Origin of the sequence: Octadecabacter temperatus (assembly GCF_001187845.1) — a bacterium.
In the GTDB taxonomy this organism is placed as follows: Bacteria; Pseudomonadota; Alphaproteobacteria; order Rhodobacterales; family Rhodobacteraceae; genus Octadecabacter; species Octadecabacter temperatus.
Genome location: NZ_CP012160.1, coordinates 1890850 through 1906822, shown reverse-complemented (window position 1 = coordinate 1906822; position 15973 = coordinate 1890850). Strand labels below are relative to the sequence as shown.

Annotated in this window: 18 protein-coding genes; 7 read left to right on the top strand and 11 right to left on the bottom strand. The window is 54.7% G+C overall.

Going from position 1 to position 15973, the window contains the following annotated elements; all coding sequences use genetic code 11:
- The first annotated feature begins 39 nt into the window (after window positions 1-39).
- Entirely contained in the window at window positions 40-858 is an 819-nt protein-coding gene (gene cysE, locus OSB_RS09540) for a serine O-acetyltransferase (protein WP_049834777.1), read from the top strand.
- 190 nt (window positions 859-1048) lie between these two features.
- Here the strand turns inward: cysE and OSB_RS09535 are convergent, their stop codons facing one another.
- The 3 genes from OSB_RS09535 to pdhA are packed head-to-tail and all read right to left on the bottom strand — an operon-like array spanning window position 1049 to window position 4734.
- Window positions 1049-2338 (bottom strand): pyruvate dehydrogenase complex dihydrolipoamide acetyltransferase, encoded by a 1290-nt coding sequence (locus tag OSB_RS09535; protein WP_049834776.1) that lies wholly within the window; start codon window positions 2336-2338, stop codon window positions 1049-1051.
- A 12-nt stretch (window positions 2339-2350) separates the two neighbouring features.
- Window positions 2351-3721: a pyruvate dehydrogenase complex E1 component subunit beta gene (locus OSB_RS09530; RefSeq protein WP_049834775.1), complete on the bottom strand. Its 1371-nt coding sequence runs from the start codon at window positions 3719-3721 to the stop codon at window positions 2351-2353.
- Entirely contained in the window at window positions 3721-4734 is a 1014-nt protein-coding gene (pdhA, locus tag OSB_RS09525) for a pyruvate dehydrogenase (acetyl-transferring) E1 component subunit alpha (RefSeq protein ID WP_049834774.1), read from the bottom strand. The genes OSB_RS09530 and pdhA overlap by 1 nt, the downstream gene beginning before the upstream one ends.
- A gap of 153 nt (window positions 4735-4887) precedes the next feature.
- On the opposite strand from pdhA, the gene OSB_RS09520 reads away from it, so the two are divergent.
- Entirely contained in the window at window positions 4888-5379 is a 492-nt protein-coding gene (locus OSB_RS09520; RefSeq protein ID WP_049834773.1) for a GNAT family N-acetyltransferase, read from the top strand.
- On the opposite strand, the gene OSB_RS09515 is transcribed toward OSB_RS09520, so the two are convergent.
- The 3 genes from OSB_RS09515 to OSB_RS09505 form a co-directional block, all read right to left on the bottom strand.
- Window positions 5369-5668 carry an FtsB family cell division protein gene (locus OSB_RS09515; protein WP_049834772.1) on the bottom strand — a complete coding sequence of 100 codons (300 nt, stop codon included), beginning with the start codon at window positions 5666-5668 and terminating at the stop codon, window positions 5369-5371. The two genes, OSB_RS09520 and OSB_RS09515, sit on opposite strands and share 11 nt — an antisense overlap.
- Window positions 5669-5817: 149 nt before the next feature.
- Window positions 5818-6723, bottom strand: a complete 906-nt coding sequence (locus OSB_RS09510; protein ID WP_082166448.1) for a fructose bisphosphate aldolase — start codon at window positions 6721-6723, stop codon at window positions 5818-5820.
- Window positions 6724-6875: 152 nt separating this feature from the next.
- Window positions 6876-8054 (bottom strand): phosphoglycerate kinase, encoded by a 1179-nt coding sequence (locus OSB_RS09505; protein ID WP_049834771.1) that lies wholly within the window; start codon window positions 8052-8054, stop codon window positions 6876-6878.
- Window positions 8055-8174: 120 nt separating this feature from the next.
- Between OSB_RS09505 and OSB_RS09500 the strand changes: the two genes are divergently transcribed.
- From OSB_RS09500 to OSB_RS09490, 3 genes are all read left to right on the top strand, one after another.
- Window positions 8175-8681: a peptidylprolyl isomerase gene (locus tag OSB_RS09500; RefSeq protein ID WP_049834770.1), complete on the top strand. Its 507-nt coding sequence runs from the start codon at window positions 8175-8177 to the stop codon at window positions 8679-8681.
- Complete coding sequence (locus OSB_RS09495) at window positions 8674-9231, top strand: peptidylprolyl isomerase (protein WP_049834769.1); 558 nt, start codon at window positions 8674-8676, stop codon at window positions 9229-9231. Before OSB_RS09500 ends, OSB_RS09495 begins: the two co-directional genes overlap by 8 nt.
- Window positions 9232-9318: 87 nt before the next feature.
- Entirely contained in the window at window positions 9319-10278 is a 960-nt protein-coding gene (locus OSB_RS09490) for a DUF3179 domain-containing protein (protein WP_049834768.1), read from the top strand.
- 28 nt (window positions 10279-10306) lie between these two features.
- On the opposite strand, the gene OSB_RS09485 is transcribed toward OSB_RS09490, so the two are convergent.
- Together OSB_RS09485 and OSB_RS09480 are read right to left on the bottom strand one after the other, a co-directional pair.
- Complete coding sequence (locus OSB_RS09485; RefSeq protein ID WP_049834767.1) at window positions 10307-11683, bottom strand: protein adenylyltransferase SelO; 1377 nt, start codon at window positions 11681-11683, stop codon at window positions 10307-10309.
- A 49-nt stretch (window positions 11684-11732) separates the two neighbouring features.
- Window positions 11733-12182, bottom strand: coding sequence for a GNAT family N-acetyltransferase (locus tag OSB_RS09480; protein WP_049834766.1), 450 nt, complete (start codon window positions 12180-12182; stop codon window positions 11733-11735).
- A gap of 172 nt (window positions 12183-12354) precedes the next feature.
- Here OSB_RS09480 and OSB_RS09475 point away from each other — a divergent pair, with 172 nt between their 5' ends.
- Window positions 12355-12801, top strand: coding sequence for a MarR family winged helix-turn-helix transcriptional regulator (locus OSB_RS09475; protein ID WP_049834765.1), 447 nt, complete (start codon window positions 12355-12357; stop codon window positions 12799-12801).
- 1 nt (window position 12802) lies between these two features.
- Complete coding sequence (locus tag OSB_RS09470) at window positions 12803-13426, top strand: cysteine hydrolase family protein (protein WP_049834764.1); 624 nt, start codon at window positions 12803-12805, stop codon at window positions 13424-13426.
- A gap of 73 nt (window positions 13427-13499) precedes the next feature.
- Here the strand turns inward: OSB_RS09470 and OSB_RS09465 are convergent, their stop codons facing one another.
- The 3 genes from OSB_RS09465 to OSB_RS09455 form a co-directional block, all read right to left on the bottom strand.
- On the bottom strand, window positions 13500-14441 hold the full coding sequence (locus tag OSB_RS09465) for a nucleoside hydrolase (protein WP_049834763.1): 942 nt from the start codon (window positions 14439-14441) through the stop codon (window positions 13500-13502).
- 136 nt (window positions 14442-14577) lie between these two features.
- Window positions 14578-14787 carry a hypothetical protein gene (locus OSB_RS09460; RefSeq protein WP_049834762.1) on the bottom strand — a complete coding sequence of 70 codons (210 nt, stop codon included), beginning with the start codon at window positions 14785-14787 and terminating at the stop codon, window positions 14578-14580.
- Window positions 14784-15953 (bottom strand): aromatic ring-hydroxylating oxygenase subunit alpha, encoded by a 1170-nt coding sequence (locus OSB_RS09455; protein ID WP_049834761.1) that lies wholly within the window; start codon window positions 15951-15953, stop codon window positions 14784-14786. Before OSB_RS09455 ends, OSB_RS09460 begins: the two co-directional genes overlap by 4 nt.
- Window positions 15954-15973: the final 20 nt, after the last annotated feature.

Here is a 15973-nt window from a genome sequence, read left to right as displayed (position 1 = left end):
ACTAAATAGCGTATGAGAAACATGAAAGTGAGGTGCGCTATGGCCCAGACGAACCCAAAATTGACGACAGTTGATCCCGTTTGGCAGCGCATTTGCACCGAAGCGGAACAGGCGATCCGTGATGAGCCGCTGATCGGTGGCTTCGTACACAGCTCCGTTTTACACCACTCATCACTTGAGAACGCGCTGGCGTATCGTATCTCAATGAAATTGGCGTCCTCTGAGATGTCCGATCAGATGCTGCGTGAGATTGCGGACCGTGCTTACAACGCTGAACCTGCACTTGCTGACGCTGCGCGCGCGGACATCGTGGCGATTTTCGATCGTGATCCTGCTTGCCTGCGTTTTCTGCAACCTTTGTTGTTTTTCAAAGGCTTCCAAGCGATTCAGGCGTTCCGTCTTGGCAATTTTCTCTGGAAAGAAGGCCGTAAAGATTTGGCCTATTACGTGCAAATGCGCGTGTCCGAGATTTTTGGCGTGGATGTGCACCCCGGTGCGACCATCGGCAAAGGCCTGATGATCGACCATGCCCATTCCATCGTGATCGGCGAGACGGCTGTTGTTGGTGACAACGTATCGATGCTGCATTCCGTGACATTGGGTGGTACCGGTAAAGAAGAAGAAGATCGCCACCCCAAGATCGGCGATGGTGTTTTGATCGGCGCTGGAGCGCATGTGTTGGGCAATATTAGCATCGGACATTGCAGCCGTATCGCAGCAGGATCCGTGGTCTTGGACGATGTTGAACCGATGAAAACCGTGGCTGGTGTGCCTGCGAAAATCGTTGGCGAAGCTGGGTGTTCGCAACCGTCGGTAACGATGGACCAATTGTTGGTTGGTTGTGGCGGCTGCAAGTAATCCGGACGTCTGAGTTTTGGCAGGGATCGAATTTACTTCGTAAATCCGACCACGTGGGGGCTAGCCCCGTCCTGCGGACTCCCCCATGATATTTATAAAACAAGAGCAAACGAAAAGGCCGCGCGGTTTGAACCGACGCGGCCTTTTTGAAGTTTAGGTCTGCGGGGGCGTACCGCATATCAACCTTGTTTTACGCAAGCATACCCATCGGGTTTTCAAGGTTCGCTTTGATCGCGTTCAGCAGGTTCGCACCCAACGCGCCGTCAATTACGCGGTGATCAACGGAAAGGGTCGTGGACATTACTGTCGCAACTTTGACCTCTCCATCCTCGCCAACGACAGGCTTCTTCGTGCCAGCACCGACGGCCAAAATCGCGCCGTGTGGTGGGTTGATGATCGCATCAAAGTTATCGATGCCAAACATGCCAAGGTTGGAGATTGCGAACGAGCCGCCGACATATTCATGTGGGGCCAGTTTGCCATCTCGTGCACGCCCTGCGAGGTCTTTCATCTGTGCTGACAAGGCAGAAAGCGATTTAGTTTCAGCGTCTTGCAGGACAGGTGTGAACAATCCACCCTCAACAGCCACCGCAACGGCCACATCGGAAGCAGAGAACTTCAGCGTGCGGTCACCGGCCCAAACTGCGTTGGCCTCAGGGACCTCTTGTAGTGCCAAGGCGCAGGCTTTGATGATGAAGTCGTTGACCGACAGCTTTACGCCGCGTGGTTCAAGCGTCTTGTTGAGCTGGCTGCGGAATTTCAGCAGTGCGTCCAGTTCAATGTCGCGGCGCAGGTAGAAGTGCGGCACGCTTTGTTTGGCTTCTGTCAGACGTGCGGCAACTGTTTTGCGCATGCCGTTGAGGGAAACTTCCTCAAAATCACGACCGTCATACATTTTGAGGACTTGGTCAGTGCTTGGCCCGGAAGCCAACGCGCCACCCTTGGCAGCGGGCGCAGCTGAAGCCGCCGTTGCCGCAGCAGGTTGTGCAGTCGCGTTTTCAACGTCGGATTTAACGATACGACCGTGTGGGCCTGAACCTTTGATGGTCGCAAGATCGAGGCCTTTGTCAGCTGCGATGCGGCGTGCCAGAGGTGTCGCAAACAAACGCGAACCATCTGACGCAGCAGGCGCTGCCGGAGCAGGTGTTGGCGCAGCAGGCGTTGCAGCGACGGCAGGTGCCTCAGCCGGAACAGCGGCAGCAGGGGCCGGAGCAGCGGACGCAGCACTCATGTCTTCGCCTTCTTCGCCGATGATGCAGATCGGCGTGTTCACTTTCACGCCTTCTGTACCTTCGGCCACAAGGATTTTGCCCATGATGCCTTCGTCGACGGCTTCAAATTCCATCGTCGCTTTGTCGGTTTCAATCTCTGCGATCAGATCGCCGGAATTGACTGTGTCGCCCTCTTTGACGAGCCATTTTGCCAGTGTGCCTTCCTCCATCGTGGGGGACAGCGCGGGCATGAGAATTTCGATAGCCATGGTCTGTTCTCCTTAACGGTAGGTGACTTGTTTAACAGCGGCGATCACTTCGTCGGTCGTGATCAGCGCGTGTTTTTCAAGGTTGGCAGCATAAGGCATCGGAACGTCCTTGCCTGTGCAGTTGATGACCGGTGCATCGAGGTAATCAAACGCCTCTTGCATGATTGTCGCGCCCAGGTGGTTGCCGAGGGAACCGACAGGCCAGCCTTCTTCAACTGTTACGCAACGGTTTGTTTTCTTTACAGATTCAAGGATCGTTGCATAGTCAATCGGACGCAAGGAACGTAAGTTGATAACTTCGGCTGAGATACCGTCTGCAGCCAGCTTTTCAGCCGCTTCGAACGCGTATTGCATGCCGATACCGAAGGACACGATTGTCACGTCGGAACCGACGACTTCAACCTTGGCCTTACCAAACGGAATGGTGAAATCATCCATCACAGGGACTTCGAAAGACCGACCATAAAGGATTTCGTTTTCAAGGAAAATCACTGGGTTGTTGTCACGAATGGCCGTCTTCATCAGACCTTTCGCATCCGCAGCGGAATACGGCATCACGACCTTAAGGCCGGGAACCTGTGCATACCATGCAGCGTAACACTGCGAGTGTTGTGCACCTACGCGTGCAGCGGCACCGTTGGCCCCACGGAACACCATTGGCGCACCCATCTGACCACCAGACATGTACAGCGTCTTAGCCGCAGAGTTGATGATTTGGTCAATCGCTTGCATCGCGAAATTGAATGTCATGAATTCAACAATCGGGCGCAAACCACCGAATGCCGCACCAACTGCGATACCCGTAAAGCCGTGTTCGGTGATTGGCGTGTCGATCACGCGCTTGTCGCCGAACTTGTCCAGCATACCTTGGGAGATCTTGTAGGCACCTTGGTATTCGCCGACTTCTTCACCCATCAGGAACACGTTCTCGTCGCGTTCCATTTCTTCTGTCATGGCTTCGTTGAGGGCCTCACGGACCGTCATTGATTTCATCTCTGTGCCCGCAGGCCAATCAGGGGATGTGTCGGATGGTGCAAATTCGATGGCGCTGGCCGTTGCGACAACAGGGGCGGCGGGTGCAGCCTCCGCGGGGGCGTCCGTTGCAGCGGCTGCTGGGGCAGGGGCCGCGGACATGTCCTCGCCTTCCTCACCGATGATGGCGATTGGTGTGTTCACCTTGACGCCCTCGGTGCCTTCAGCGACCAGAATTTTGCCAACGATACCTTCGTCGACGGCTTCAAATTCCATTGTGGCTTTGTCCGTTTCAATCTCGGCGATGATGTCGCCAGATTTCACTTCGTCGCCTTCTTTGACGAGCCATTTTGCGAGTGTGCCTTCTTCCATCGTTGGGGAAAGCGCGGGCATGAGTAGTTCAGTCGCCATTATGCTGTCTCCTGCGATGTGTTTTCGGCGTAAATATCTGTCCAAAGCTCGTCGAGGTGCGGTTCTGGGCTTTCTTTAGCGAACTCGGCACTCTCGTTGACGATCGCTTTGATGTCTTTGTCGATAGCCTTGAGGTCTTCTTCTGTGGCGTGCTTGCCGGTCAGAAGTGTCGCTTTAACTTGTTCGATCGGATCACGCTCTTCGCGCATTTTCTGCACTTCATCACGTGAGCGGTACTTGGCAGGGTCAGACATAGAGTGACCACGGTAACGGTATGTTTTAACTTCCAAAACATACGGGCCTTTGCCAGAACGGCAGTGTGCGACGGCTTTCTCAGATGCTTCTTTCACGGCCAGAACGTTCATACCGTCGACCAGCTCACCTTTGATGCCAAAGGCTTCGCCGCGTGTGTAAAGGTCAGGCGTGGATGTTGAGCGTTCTTGGCTCGTACCCATTGCGTATTGGTTGTTTTCAATCACGAAGATCACCGGCAGGTCCCAAAGGGCGGCCATGTTGAACGTTTCGTAGATTTGGCCTTGGTTGGCCGCGCCATCACCGAAGTAGGCGAAGGTGACGTTGTCGTTGCCCTTATATTTGTCGGAGAACGCAAGACCCGCACCAAGTGGCACCTGAGCGCCAACAATACCGTGGCCGCCGTAGAAATGCTTTTCAGCAGAAAACATGTGCATCGAACCGCCCTTACCAGCGGAATATCCGCCGCTCCGGCCTGTCAGTTCTGCCATCACGCCCTTAGGGTCCATGCCGCAAGCCAACATGTGGCCGTGGTCACGGTAGGAAGTGATGCGCTTGTCGCCCTCTTTGGTCGCGGCCTCTAGGCCAACAACAACGGCTTCTTGGCCGATATAAAGGTGACAGAAACCGCCGATGAGACCCATGCCATATAACTGGCCTGCCTTTTCCTCGAATCGACGGATAAGAAGCATTTCACGGTAGTACCCGAGCAATTCTTCTGCAGAAACGTTTGGTTTCTTTGATGTTTTCTTAGCGGCCATGGGTCCTCCCTAGGGGTGGCGAAAATATAGTTTAGTATTAAACTATCTCTTACAGTGGTAAACATGAAAAATCGACTACGATATTGACGTTGGGGCAGATTTGGGGTGATTTCCTGACTTGCGCTGAGCGCATAGGAGAGGCAAGTTGCTGAAATGAAGTGGAAAATTAGACAAGAACAGGAGGGTGACGAAGCGGTGATCGCTGACGTTACCCGTATCGCATTTGAACCCAAAGCATTTTCGGATGGCACTGAAGAGACACTACCGGCAAAATTGCGCGAAGCTGGGGCACTGATTTTGTCCTTGGTTGCGGTGAACGGAAAGACAGTCATCGGCCATGTCGCGCTTTCACCTGCAAAGGTAGGTGACGCGAAATGGCTTGCGGTTGGGCCGGTCTCTGTTTTGCCAGACCATCAAGGCAAAGGCATCGGGTCTGCGCTTGTGAACCATGCAGTTGCAGTGGCGCAGGCCTACGGTCGTGGTGGAGTCGTTCTGGAAGGGGATCCGGCGTTTTACGGGCGTCTGGGGTTCGTGCAATCCGACGCTCTGACCCATCAGGGCAAACCGTCTCGCCACCTGCAAGCCATCACATTTGATGGCGACGCAGAAGGGGATGTCGAATTTCATCCGGTGTTTAGCGGATAACGATCTCGTCTGCGCGCACCATGCCCAGCATGTCGCGGGCCTGCTCATCCAGCAGGTCCAGATCAAGGTAGTTGTCAGACAGGCGGCGTGTCAGGTTTTCCATCCGTGCAACTTCAGACTGCAACACAGCCAGCTCAGCAGTAAGGGCGCGGTTCTCTGCTTCGATCTCGGCACGTTTGAACACGCCAAAGTCGCCCTGCACAGCAGCAAAGGTGAAATAAAGGCCAAGCATCAATGCGCCAGCGAAATATAGAAGCACGCCCAAAGGCGCGCGTTTTGCTCTGTTCATGTGTCTGCCTCACGTTACGGTTTCTGACGAACCGCTTTGAGAGAGAATCGCACATCTGATTCGCGAAGGGAATCCCCTTTATGTAGGGGATTCACCAGTAATTTTGCGTATATGCGGATTTTTAGACAAAGTTGGTCGGCAAATACGCCCTATGTGATGGACGCGGTGTAGATGCTGTCGATCGTGCGGGCGAGGGTGCTGTTGAACGCGCTATCGGATTGTGGGGCTGTCAGACCTTCGGTCAACGCGCGGCTAAAGCTAGCGATGATGGACGGGTTTTGAGACAGGCGCTCGTTGGCTTCGTCACGGGAATAGCCACCAGACAGAGCTACAACTTTGAGGCATGCAGGATGGTCCGCAACTGCCTTATATTGTCCAGCAACTTCGGGCAGGGACAGCTTCAACATGACCTGCTCGCCGTCGGGAAGTGTGTCGAGGTGGCGCAACAGCGTGTCGCGCAGCATGTCTTCTGCTTCGGCTTTATCTGCGATTGTGATGTTGATCTCGGGCTCCAAGATCGGCATCAACCCGTGGCTTTTCACCTGCGCGCCCAATTCGAATTGCTGTGCAACGATGGCTTCAATGCCCGTGGCAGACGCAGCATTGATGACTGAGCGTTCTTTGGTGCCGAAAATGCCATGGGCAACCGCGCGTTCCAGCAAGTTGTCGAGGTTCGGGATCGGTTTCAGCATTTGCACGCCATCCGCTTCGTCTTCCAAGCCTTTGTCAATTTTCAGGAATGGAACAACGCCGTTGTCCTCCCAAAGCGCGGCGGCGGATGGCTTGCCGCCAATCATACGTTCCATCGTCATCTCAAACAGGATCGCGCCGATCACTTTTTCACCTGTAAAGCTGGGCGCATTCACGATGCGGGCCCGCATTTCGTGGATCAGGTCGAACATTTGATCGTCGTTAGAGTAAGCATCTTCAGAAACGCCGTAGGCTTTTAGCGCCTTAGGGGTAGAGCCTCCGGATTGGTCCAATGCAGCGATGAAGCCTTGGCCGTTGCGGATCTTGTCCGTCATTGCGCCTTTTGCAGATGTCATGTCCAGCATTCCCTATACTCCTATGAAAGCGGGCAATTCGCCCATTTCCATTGCTCATAGGTCAGCTGCCAGAGAGCGGCAATTCTGGTTACGCTAACGGTTGCGCTAACAACTGGTATTCTAGTATTCTGATAGCGCAATCATGGAGGAATGCCGAAAAATTAGCCCCCAAGCGCAGCAACTCCGGGAAGGGTTTTGCCTTCCATCCACTCTAAGAACGCGCCGCCCGCTGTTGAGATATAAGTGAAATCATCCGCCGCATCTGCTTGGTTCAGTGCGGCTACGGTATCACCACCACCGGCAACGGTGATCAGTTTGCCAGCCTTGGTGAGATCAGCCGCAGCTTTGGCCGCTGCAAAGGTCGCGGTGTGGAACGGTTCAATCTCAAACGCGCCGAGTGGCCCGTTCCAGATGACTGTCTTGGCCGTTTCAAACAGCGCTTTGATTTGGCCCACGGACTTTGGCCCCGCATCAAGGATCATCTTGTCGGCGGGGCAGGCATCTGCAGCGACTGTTTCATTGGCAGCACCTGCTTTGAATTCAGCGGCAACAACAACGTCGCTTGGCAACAGTAGGGTGCAACCTGCGGCTTCGGCTTTGGCCATGATATCACGCGCGGTGTCTGCAAGGTCGTGTTCGCACAGGGATTTGCCGACATTGACGCCTTGCGCCGCAAGAAATGTGTTGGCCATGCCGCCGCCAATCACAATCGCATCGACTTTGGAAATCAGATTGCCCAGCAGGTCCAGCTTGGTGGACACCTTCGCGCCACCCACAACAGCCACAACAGGGCGCTGCGGTGCGCCAAGCGCCTTTTCCAACGCGCCCAATTCTTCGGCCATCAGACGGCCCGCACAGTTTGGCAGCAGCTTCGCGACACCCTCGGTTGAGGCATGAGCACGGTGCGCGGCAGAGAACGCATCGTTGCAGTAAATGTCACCCAAGGAGGCAAGGAAGCCCGCCATTTTCGGGTCGTTGTCGGTTTCCATCGCAGAGAAACGCGTGTTTTCGATCAGGATCACAGACCCGGCAGGGGCGGCATCAATGGCTTCGCGATCAGGGCGTTCAATGAAGGTCACTGCGTGGCCCAAAACCTTTTCCAAAGTCGGTACCGTTACGCGCAAGGACATCTCAGGTACGTATTCACCTTTAGGGCGGCCAAAGTGGGCCAGCATCACAGGCTTACCACCTGCGGCGAGAATGTCGGTCACTGTGGGCTTAATACGTTCGATGCGTGTGGCGTCGGTGACTTCGCCGTTTTCAACAGGGACGTTGATGTCCACCCGTGTCAGCACAACTTTGCCATTCAGGTCCATGTCGTCGAGTGTATTCCAGCCCATGATCGTCTCCTTATGTTTCGCTGTTCATGGGCAATCCCGCTTATGGCGTCAACCGCGTCTTGGAATCCCGCCGATTGCGGACTAGATAACGCGCAACGTATTTAGTGAAGGAGCCGACAGATGGCTGATATCAAAGACCCAGAAAACACGATCCTGATGGAATTGACTGGTGGCACCGTGACCATCGAATTGCTGCCAGACGTTGCACCAAAGCACGTTGAGCGCATGAAAGAGCTTGTCCGCTCAGGCGCATATGACAACGTTGCGTTCCACCGCGTGATTGACGGCTTCATGGCGCAAACGGGCGATGTGGCAAACGGCAACATGGAAAACGATTTCAACATCGGCCGCGCTGGTACAGGTGGTTCTGACATGCCGGACGTTCCTGCTGAATTCTCCAAGATCCCGCACGCACGTGGATCGATTGGCGCTGCACGCTCTGCGAGCCCGAACTCAGCCAACAGCCAGTTCTTCATCAACTTTTCCGACAACGACTTCCTGAACGGCCAGTACACCGTTTACGGCATGGTTTCTTCCGGCATGGAACATGTTGACGCGATCACACGTGGTGAGCCGCCAATGAACCCAGACCGCATGATCTCAATGAAGGTCGCAGCCGATGCTTAAGTCAGCAACACTCATTGCGACACTTCTCGCGGGCGCAGCCTCAGCCAATGGCATCGAAATCGTCATCGAAGGCGAAGCCAACGGTACCGTTGTCATTGACCTGTTTGAAGACATCGCACCAGCGCACGCTGAGCAAATCAGCGCGTTGGCAGCGTCTGAAGCCTACGACGGCGTGGTGTTTCACCGCGTAATCGACGGCTTCATGGCGCAAACAGGCGATGTTGAGTTCGGCAAAGTTGGCATGGACATGCGTCGTGCCGGCACAGGTGGCTCTGAGTTGCCTGATATCGCACTTGAAGCCACAACCGAGCGGTCCTTTACCCGCGGCATGGTTGGCATGGCCCGTTCGCAAAACCCGAACTCGGCCAACAGCCAGTTCTTCATCATGTTCCAAGACGGTGCATTCCTTGATGGGCAGTACACCATCATTGGTGAAGTTGTGTCCGGTATGGATGTCGTTGACGCGATCAAGCTTGGCGCTGGCGCAAACGGGGCCGTTATCGGCGAACCTGACGTAATGACAGACGTGAATGTGGTTGAGCTGCCTTAATACACGGGACGATCACAATACAGTTGGGGGGCTATGCAACGTTGCATGGCCCCTTTTACGTTAGGGGGGTGAAAATAGGAGATCCCCATGTTGCGCATCGCCGCCGTCCTGACGCTTATCGCGAACACTGCTGTTGCTGACCCCAATTTCTGGAAACACGAATGGCCGAATACGGACTTTGAAACCACCAGTGTCGAAAATTGGGTTGAAGTCCTTTCTGGTGGCCCGCCACGTGATGGCATTCCCGCACTTGATGATCCGACGTTTATTGATGCATCCACTGAGAACCGCATTGAAGACCGCGAGCCCGTTATCACCTTGGAATTGCAGGGCGAGGTGCCGCGTGCTTATCCGATCCGCTATCTAATGTGGCATGAAATCGTGAATGACGAGGTGGCTGGACGCCCGATTGCGGTGACGTTTTGCCCGCTGTGCAATTCCGGTATCACGTTTGATCGCCGCGTTGGGGATCAGGTCTTAACGTTTGGCGTGTCCGGCAAGCTGCGCAATTCGGATATGATCATGTTTGACCGTGAGACCGAAAGCTGGTGGCAACAGGCCATTGGCGAAGGGATCGTTGGGGAATTGACAGGGGTTGAGCTGCAAACCCTCCCAAGCTGGATGGAAAGCTGGGCCGAATTTAAGGCGCGCAATCCTGACGGGCTGGTGATGGATCAACCTAACCAACGCCGCAACTACGGCGCCAACCCTTATGTGCAATACGACAGTTCGCATCGCCCGTTTCTGTATTCAGGCGATGTGCCACCCCACGGCATTGAACCGCTCGCCCGTGTTGTAAGGGTCGGGGATGCAGCATGGCCGATGACGCGGATCGCGCAGGAAGGCGTTATTTCCGAAGAGGGCGTGGTTCTCAGCTGGACGGCTGGGCAAGCCTCGGCGTTGGATACGCAGAACATCGGGCAGGGGCGTGATGTTGGCACTGTGCGGGTGCGCGACGCGGCTGGCGTAGATCAGGCCCACGACGTAATGTTCGCCTTTGCGTTTCATGCCTTCTGGCCAGATGGCACTTGGATGCTGGCTGAGTAGACATGAGTATTTTTGAGCCAAAGAAGGGCTAGGTTCCGCAGAACGTTTGGTGGACTTTCTCAGCCTCTTTGGGCGGTTGCGCGTAGGCTGCATTCGGGGTGAACGGGCTTTTGACTGCGTCGAGCATTTCGTGAAACGGATCAAAATCACCATGCGTGGCGGCTTGAATGGCTTGTTCAATTTTGTGCGTGCGCGGAATGATTTGCGGGTTGGTCTTTTGCCACAAAGCATCGTCAGGCGCGGCAGCGCGCCAGCGGGCGTGCCAATCCGGATAGAGGGTTTGCGTTTCATCCAAGGTGCTGAATGTATTGGTGAAATCCGCACCCTTTTCGGCCATGAGCGCAAGCAAGTCCTTCGCAAGAAGGGTCGTTTCGTCTGAGGGCGCGAGGCCAAGTTTTGGAGCGAAGGCTTTGGCCCATTCATCTTCAAACAACGCGGGGAAGCGATCCAGAATGGCGGTGAAATCGGCAATCGCTTTGTCCGTATCAGGCAAGATTTGCACGAGGGATGTCGCGAGTTGTGCCAAGTTCCAATGGGTTATCGGGCCTTGGTTCGAGTAGGCATAGCGCCCTTGGCGATCAATTGAGCTAAACACAGTGTCAGGATGGTAGACATCCATGAACGCGCAAGGGCCGTAGTCGATGGTTTCGCCTGCAATCTGCACGTTGTCCGTATTCATCACCCCGTGGATGAAGCCGACGGACATCCATTTGGCCACCAATGTTGCCTGTTTCTGCATCACCATTTCAAACAGTTGCAACGGATCGGTGGCATCTGGGTAATGGCGTTGGATGGTGTAATCGGTCAGCAAGTGCAGCGCTTCGACATCGCGTTGTGCTGCGAAATACTGGAACGTGCCAACACGAATATGGGACGCCGCGACACGCGTGAGCACGGCACCGGGAAGCCGGCCTTGTTCACGCAGAACCGGATCACCCGTTAGCACAGCTGCAAGCGCCTTTGTCGTCGGAATATCAAGGGCCTGCATTGCACAGCTCATCAAATATTCACGAAGGACGGGGCCAACCCAAGCGCGTCCGTCGCCGTTGCGCGAGTAGGGTGTAGGACCTGAGCCCTTAAGCTGGATATCAACGCGACCCGCTGGCCCGTCAATTTCGCCCAGATGCATCGCGCGGCCATCGCCAAGGCGCGGCGAGAACCCACCAAACTGGTGACCCGCATAAACTTGCGCGAAGGGGACGGCATTGCTGGGCACGTCGTTGCCCGAAAAGATGTTCGCGGCGTCCGCATCAGACATGTCTGCGATATCCAACCCCAACTCAGTGGCGAGGTCTCGGTTGAAGGCGATCAACTGGGGCGCGCTCGCAGGGGCGGCGGCAACTTCTGAATAAAAACGATCTGGCAGAGACAGATAGGTCGTATCAAACGGGATAGTCAGGGGCATATCAGTGCCTTTCGATGCGACAATTGCAGAACCTATGCCTTGATATGGGTCAGAGAACCCTTGTCATCAAGCTGTAGCGATCACGTAGTTTGAAATGCGCACGCGAATAAAGCCGCTGGGTGGCTTCATCATCGCGGTCGACCTCAAGGTGCAGGGCTTGCACGCCGACATCTGACAAGCTTGATGAAATCGCGAGCAACACCTCAGACGCGATGCCGCGTTTGCGTACCGGAGGGCGGATATAAAGCTCATCGACAAAGGCATCCATTCCACCCATTTCCATTGACCATCCAAAAGTGATGATCGTGTAGCCAGTCGGCGCCTTAGCGGGGCCGAACAACCACGCGGCACCCAAGGGTGAACCTTGTAACAATGGCATCAATGCCGCCTCACGCTGCTCATCGCTTCGCTCAATTCCGTATTCAGAATGGAAGGCTGCGATAAGGGGTAGCAGGCGAGGGGCGTCGTCCGGTGTGGCAAGGTGGATTGCAGTTGTCATGGAAGAGGAAGCCTTTGGATCAGTATGCGGCCTTCATAGGAGAGTTGGCATATGAAAGTACAGGTGTAGCGCACGGCTGCTTTGAGCCCATAGTTTCAAATGCTGCAGCATGCATAAATGGCGGCTCACGATCTATTGACATCTATATTGTCATTGTGACAATATAGATGTCATGATAGACACTAAACAACTCTACAAACTCATTTGGATGTCACGCCCCTTGATGCAATCTGCTGAAGCTGCAGTTGAACGAGGTTTAAAGGGCAGTGGATTGACGGTCAGAACTCGGGCTGTTCTCGAAGTTCTTCAAGCAGATAATGAAGCAACCGTTCCAGATATTGCCAAAAAGCTGGAGATTAAACGGCAATATGTTCAGCTGATGGTGAATGAAACCCTTGCGGAAGGTTTAACCGTTAAACGGGCAAACCCACGCCACAAGCGGTCCACCCTAATTGCTTTGACACAAAAGGGGCAAACGTTGATCGAAGATGTCGTTCAGCGTGAAATGAAGCTCGTCAGATCGATTGGAGAAGGGCTGAACGCCGCCGATATCGAAACTGCTCTCAGAGTCGTTACGACGCTAACGGAAAACCTTAAAACAGAATTTGGAAGTGATTGAAATGAGTTGGATAATGCTTGCCCTTGTGGTTCTTGGTGTGGCCGCTTGGCTCGTAAATGGTATCAGGCAGATCGGTGCTATCAGTGCAGGCGAGCCTATCCGAGAGCAATCAGGAACAGCTTTGCTGATGATAGACCTTCAAACCGTTTTCTGGGATGCAAGCACGTTCACCCAAGTTGCAAAGGCCGAAGCTAAGACGCAGATCTTGGCTGAAGTGGATGCCGCCAGATCAAACGGGATACCAATCATCGCGATCCGCCAAGAATGGTCCATCCCTTCGACGAAAGCTGTCGCGAGATTGCTGATGAAGGGGCAAGCGGTCGAAGGAACATCGGGCACTGAACTTGCGGCACCGTTTAGAGACGTCGCCGACCATGTTACGATAAAACGTGTTCAGGACGCGTTTGAAACCAAAGAACTTGATGCGCTTCTTGCGCAATTAAACGTGGGAAAACTTCTCATCGTTGGTCTGGATACGAACTACTGCATCGCCAAGACCGCACTCGCAGCCCGCCAGCGGGGGTATGACGTTGAAATCGTTGAGCAGGGTGTTTTGTCCGCTGCCCCAGAGACCGCAAAGAAAACTTTAGTCATGCTTCGTGGTGAGCAAGTGATCATTCGCTAAAGTCGGGCCCCTTTGCTTTAAGCAGCCATTGGCGCAGCCGCAGCGAACGGCAGCAAAGTCCGCATTGCGGACCTCATCCCAACCGCGCTAACCGCTCGGTTAGCAGGGCAAAGAACCCATCTGCATCGATATCACCCATAAAGGTACAGTTCGGTTCGCGCCCTGAAACACGCCACCAATCAGCGACTGTCATGCCCATCGTCAATTCCGATTGGGTTTCGATCTCAACGTTGATGTGGCGGCCGGTGAATAGGTCCGGCTTGATCAAGTAGGCGATGACGGTCGGGTCATGCAGTGGCGCGCCCTCTGATCCATACTTTTCTTTGTCGAAGCGCTCGAAAAAGTCGGTCCACTCGGCGGTCATGCGACCAACTTCAGTGCCCATGTTGCGAAAGGCGTCAACGCGCGGGCGGGTTGTCAGGGCTTTATGTGTCACATCCAATGGCATCACCGTCAGGGGCACGCCGGCCTTAAACACGATATCGGCGGCCACAGGGTCCACATAGATGTTAAACTCGGCCGCAGGAGTGATGTTGCCGCCTTCAAAATAACCGCCGCCCATCAAAATGATTTCCTCAATCGCAGCCTTTATCTCGGGCGCGCGCGTCAGTGCCGTGGCGATATTCGTCAACGGTCCAAGCGGGCAGAGCGTTACAGATTTTTCAGGCGCCGCACGCAGCGTGTCGATGATCCAATCGACAGCGTGCTGTTCTTGCAAAGGCATTGTCGGGTCGGCCAGTTGCGGCCCGTCGAGGCCAGTTTTGCCGTGCACATGCTCTGCAGTCACCAATGGACGGTTCATCGGTGCATCACACCCTGCAAATACCAATGTCTCAGGCTTGCCCGCCAATTCGCACACGATGCGCGCGTTCTTTTGGGTCAACGCCAGTGGCACGTTGCCTGCAACTGTTGTGATCCCCAGTACATTCACTTCTGGTGAGGCGAGCGCCAGCAGAATTGCGACCGCGTCGTCTTGGCCGGGGTCCGTGTCGATGATGATGTTGCGCGCGCTCATGCTAAATCCTGTCCTAAATCACACCTACGAAACACTTAGCGACCACGACATCCAAGTGAAAGCCATTCTGCATTTGCTATTGTTTTAAAAGTATCACGGGGGAGCGAAGCGGGGGCTGGCCCCCTCAACGCCTCTGCTAGACACGGCCGTGTTCAGCAAGGCGCGCGTGCAAACTGGGCGTGTCATCATGTCCAAGTTCTAAAGCAAAGATATAGGCGTGGGTTAGGTAAAAGCACGCTGCGTCAAGGTCGAGTGCTTCATCTGCGGCCTGCGCGTACAGCCTTACAAGGGCGGGCTTGTTACCGCGTGCGTGAGCGTTCAGAAGTTTGTGGTCGAGCGTACTCACCCGTCTGCCTGTGCGCCCATTTTCGCGGCGACCCAGTCGTGGAAACAATGTGTCGGGCTGTCCATAACGGGCGAGAACCGTCCACCATCAAACCCAGGTGCTGCGCGTCCCCTTTGCATACCTTCCACAACGCCGATGTCTTCTTCGAAGATTTCCTTCCATTGCGCTGTGTTCTTGCGCCGCAAAATGTCGTCAGTACTGGGCGATGCATAGTAGATGTGGACGTGCTCAACGGTGCGGTTGATGCCAGCAGGCTCTAGCAATATCGCATAAGCGTGCTCACGTTGCGCCGCGAGCAGGACGTTGGGGTAGAGGCATACGTATTCCGCGCCCTCATTCCATTTATCTGACAGGCCTTCAAAATCTGGAAAGACTTCGCCAGCCTCGCCCGTCAGTTGACGGTACACCAACGTGCCTTGGCCACTAAACGCGCCCTTTGTCGGGTCGGTGAGGGGGTGTTCGATGTGGTAGTGGTCCTCAAGCCGTGAATAGCTGTTCAGGCCGGGGTGGATCCACGGCAGATGGTAGCTTTCAGCGTAGTTTTCTACGGCGAGCTTCCAGTTACACTTCACATCCAACGCAAATTTGCTGTCTTCGCCGCCGTGATACATCGGGGCGGTGTTTTCGTTCCACCGTTCAATCAAGTCAGCATTCACAACTTCAAACGGGCCCGCGTCGCCATCCAGATTGATGAACACGACATCACGCCAGATATGGCTACGTACTTCGATCAACCCGAGATCATCGCGCACAATGTCTTCGTGGGTATTATGACCTGGTCCACCAACATGCGGCGTTGAAACCAGATCGCCTTTGGTCGAGTAGCACCAAGAATGGTAGGGACAGCGTATCGCGCCCTCAATTTTTCGCGGTGCGTCTACCAAAATCATGCCGCGATGACGGCAGATATTTTGGAAAACACGCACATCGCCGTCTTTGTCACGCAGCAGCAACAGGGGAATGCCAAGAAATTCGATCGGTTTGGCATCGCCGTTTTCCGGCACATCCGCGCCAACAGCCAATCCTGCCCATGATGTATGCAAAACAGCTTTGCTTTCCGCTTCAAAGACTTGCGGGTCTAGGTAGTGCTCGTTTGGCAGCCCGTTTGCATTTGCAACTGGGCGGCGCACGTTTGCGAGATCGGAGACGTTGTAATCCTTAGCCATAAGACGTGTCCCTTGCTTGT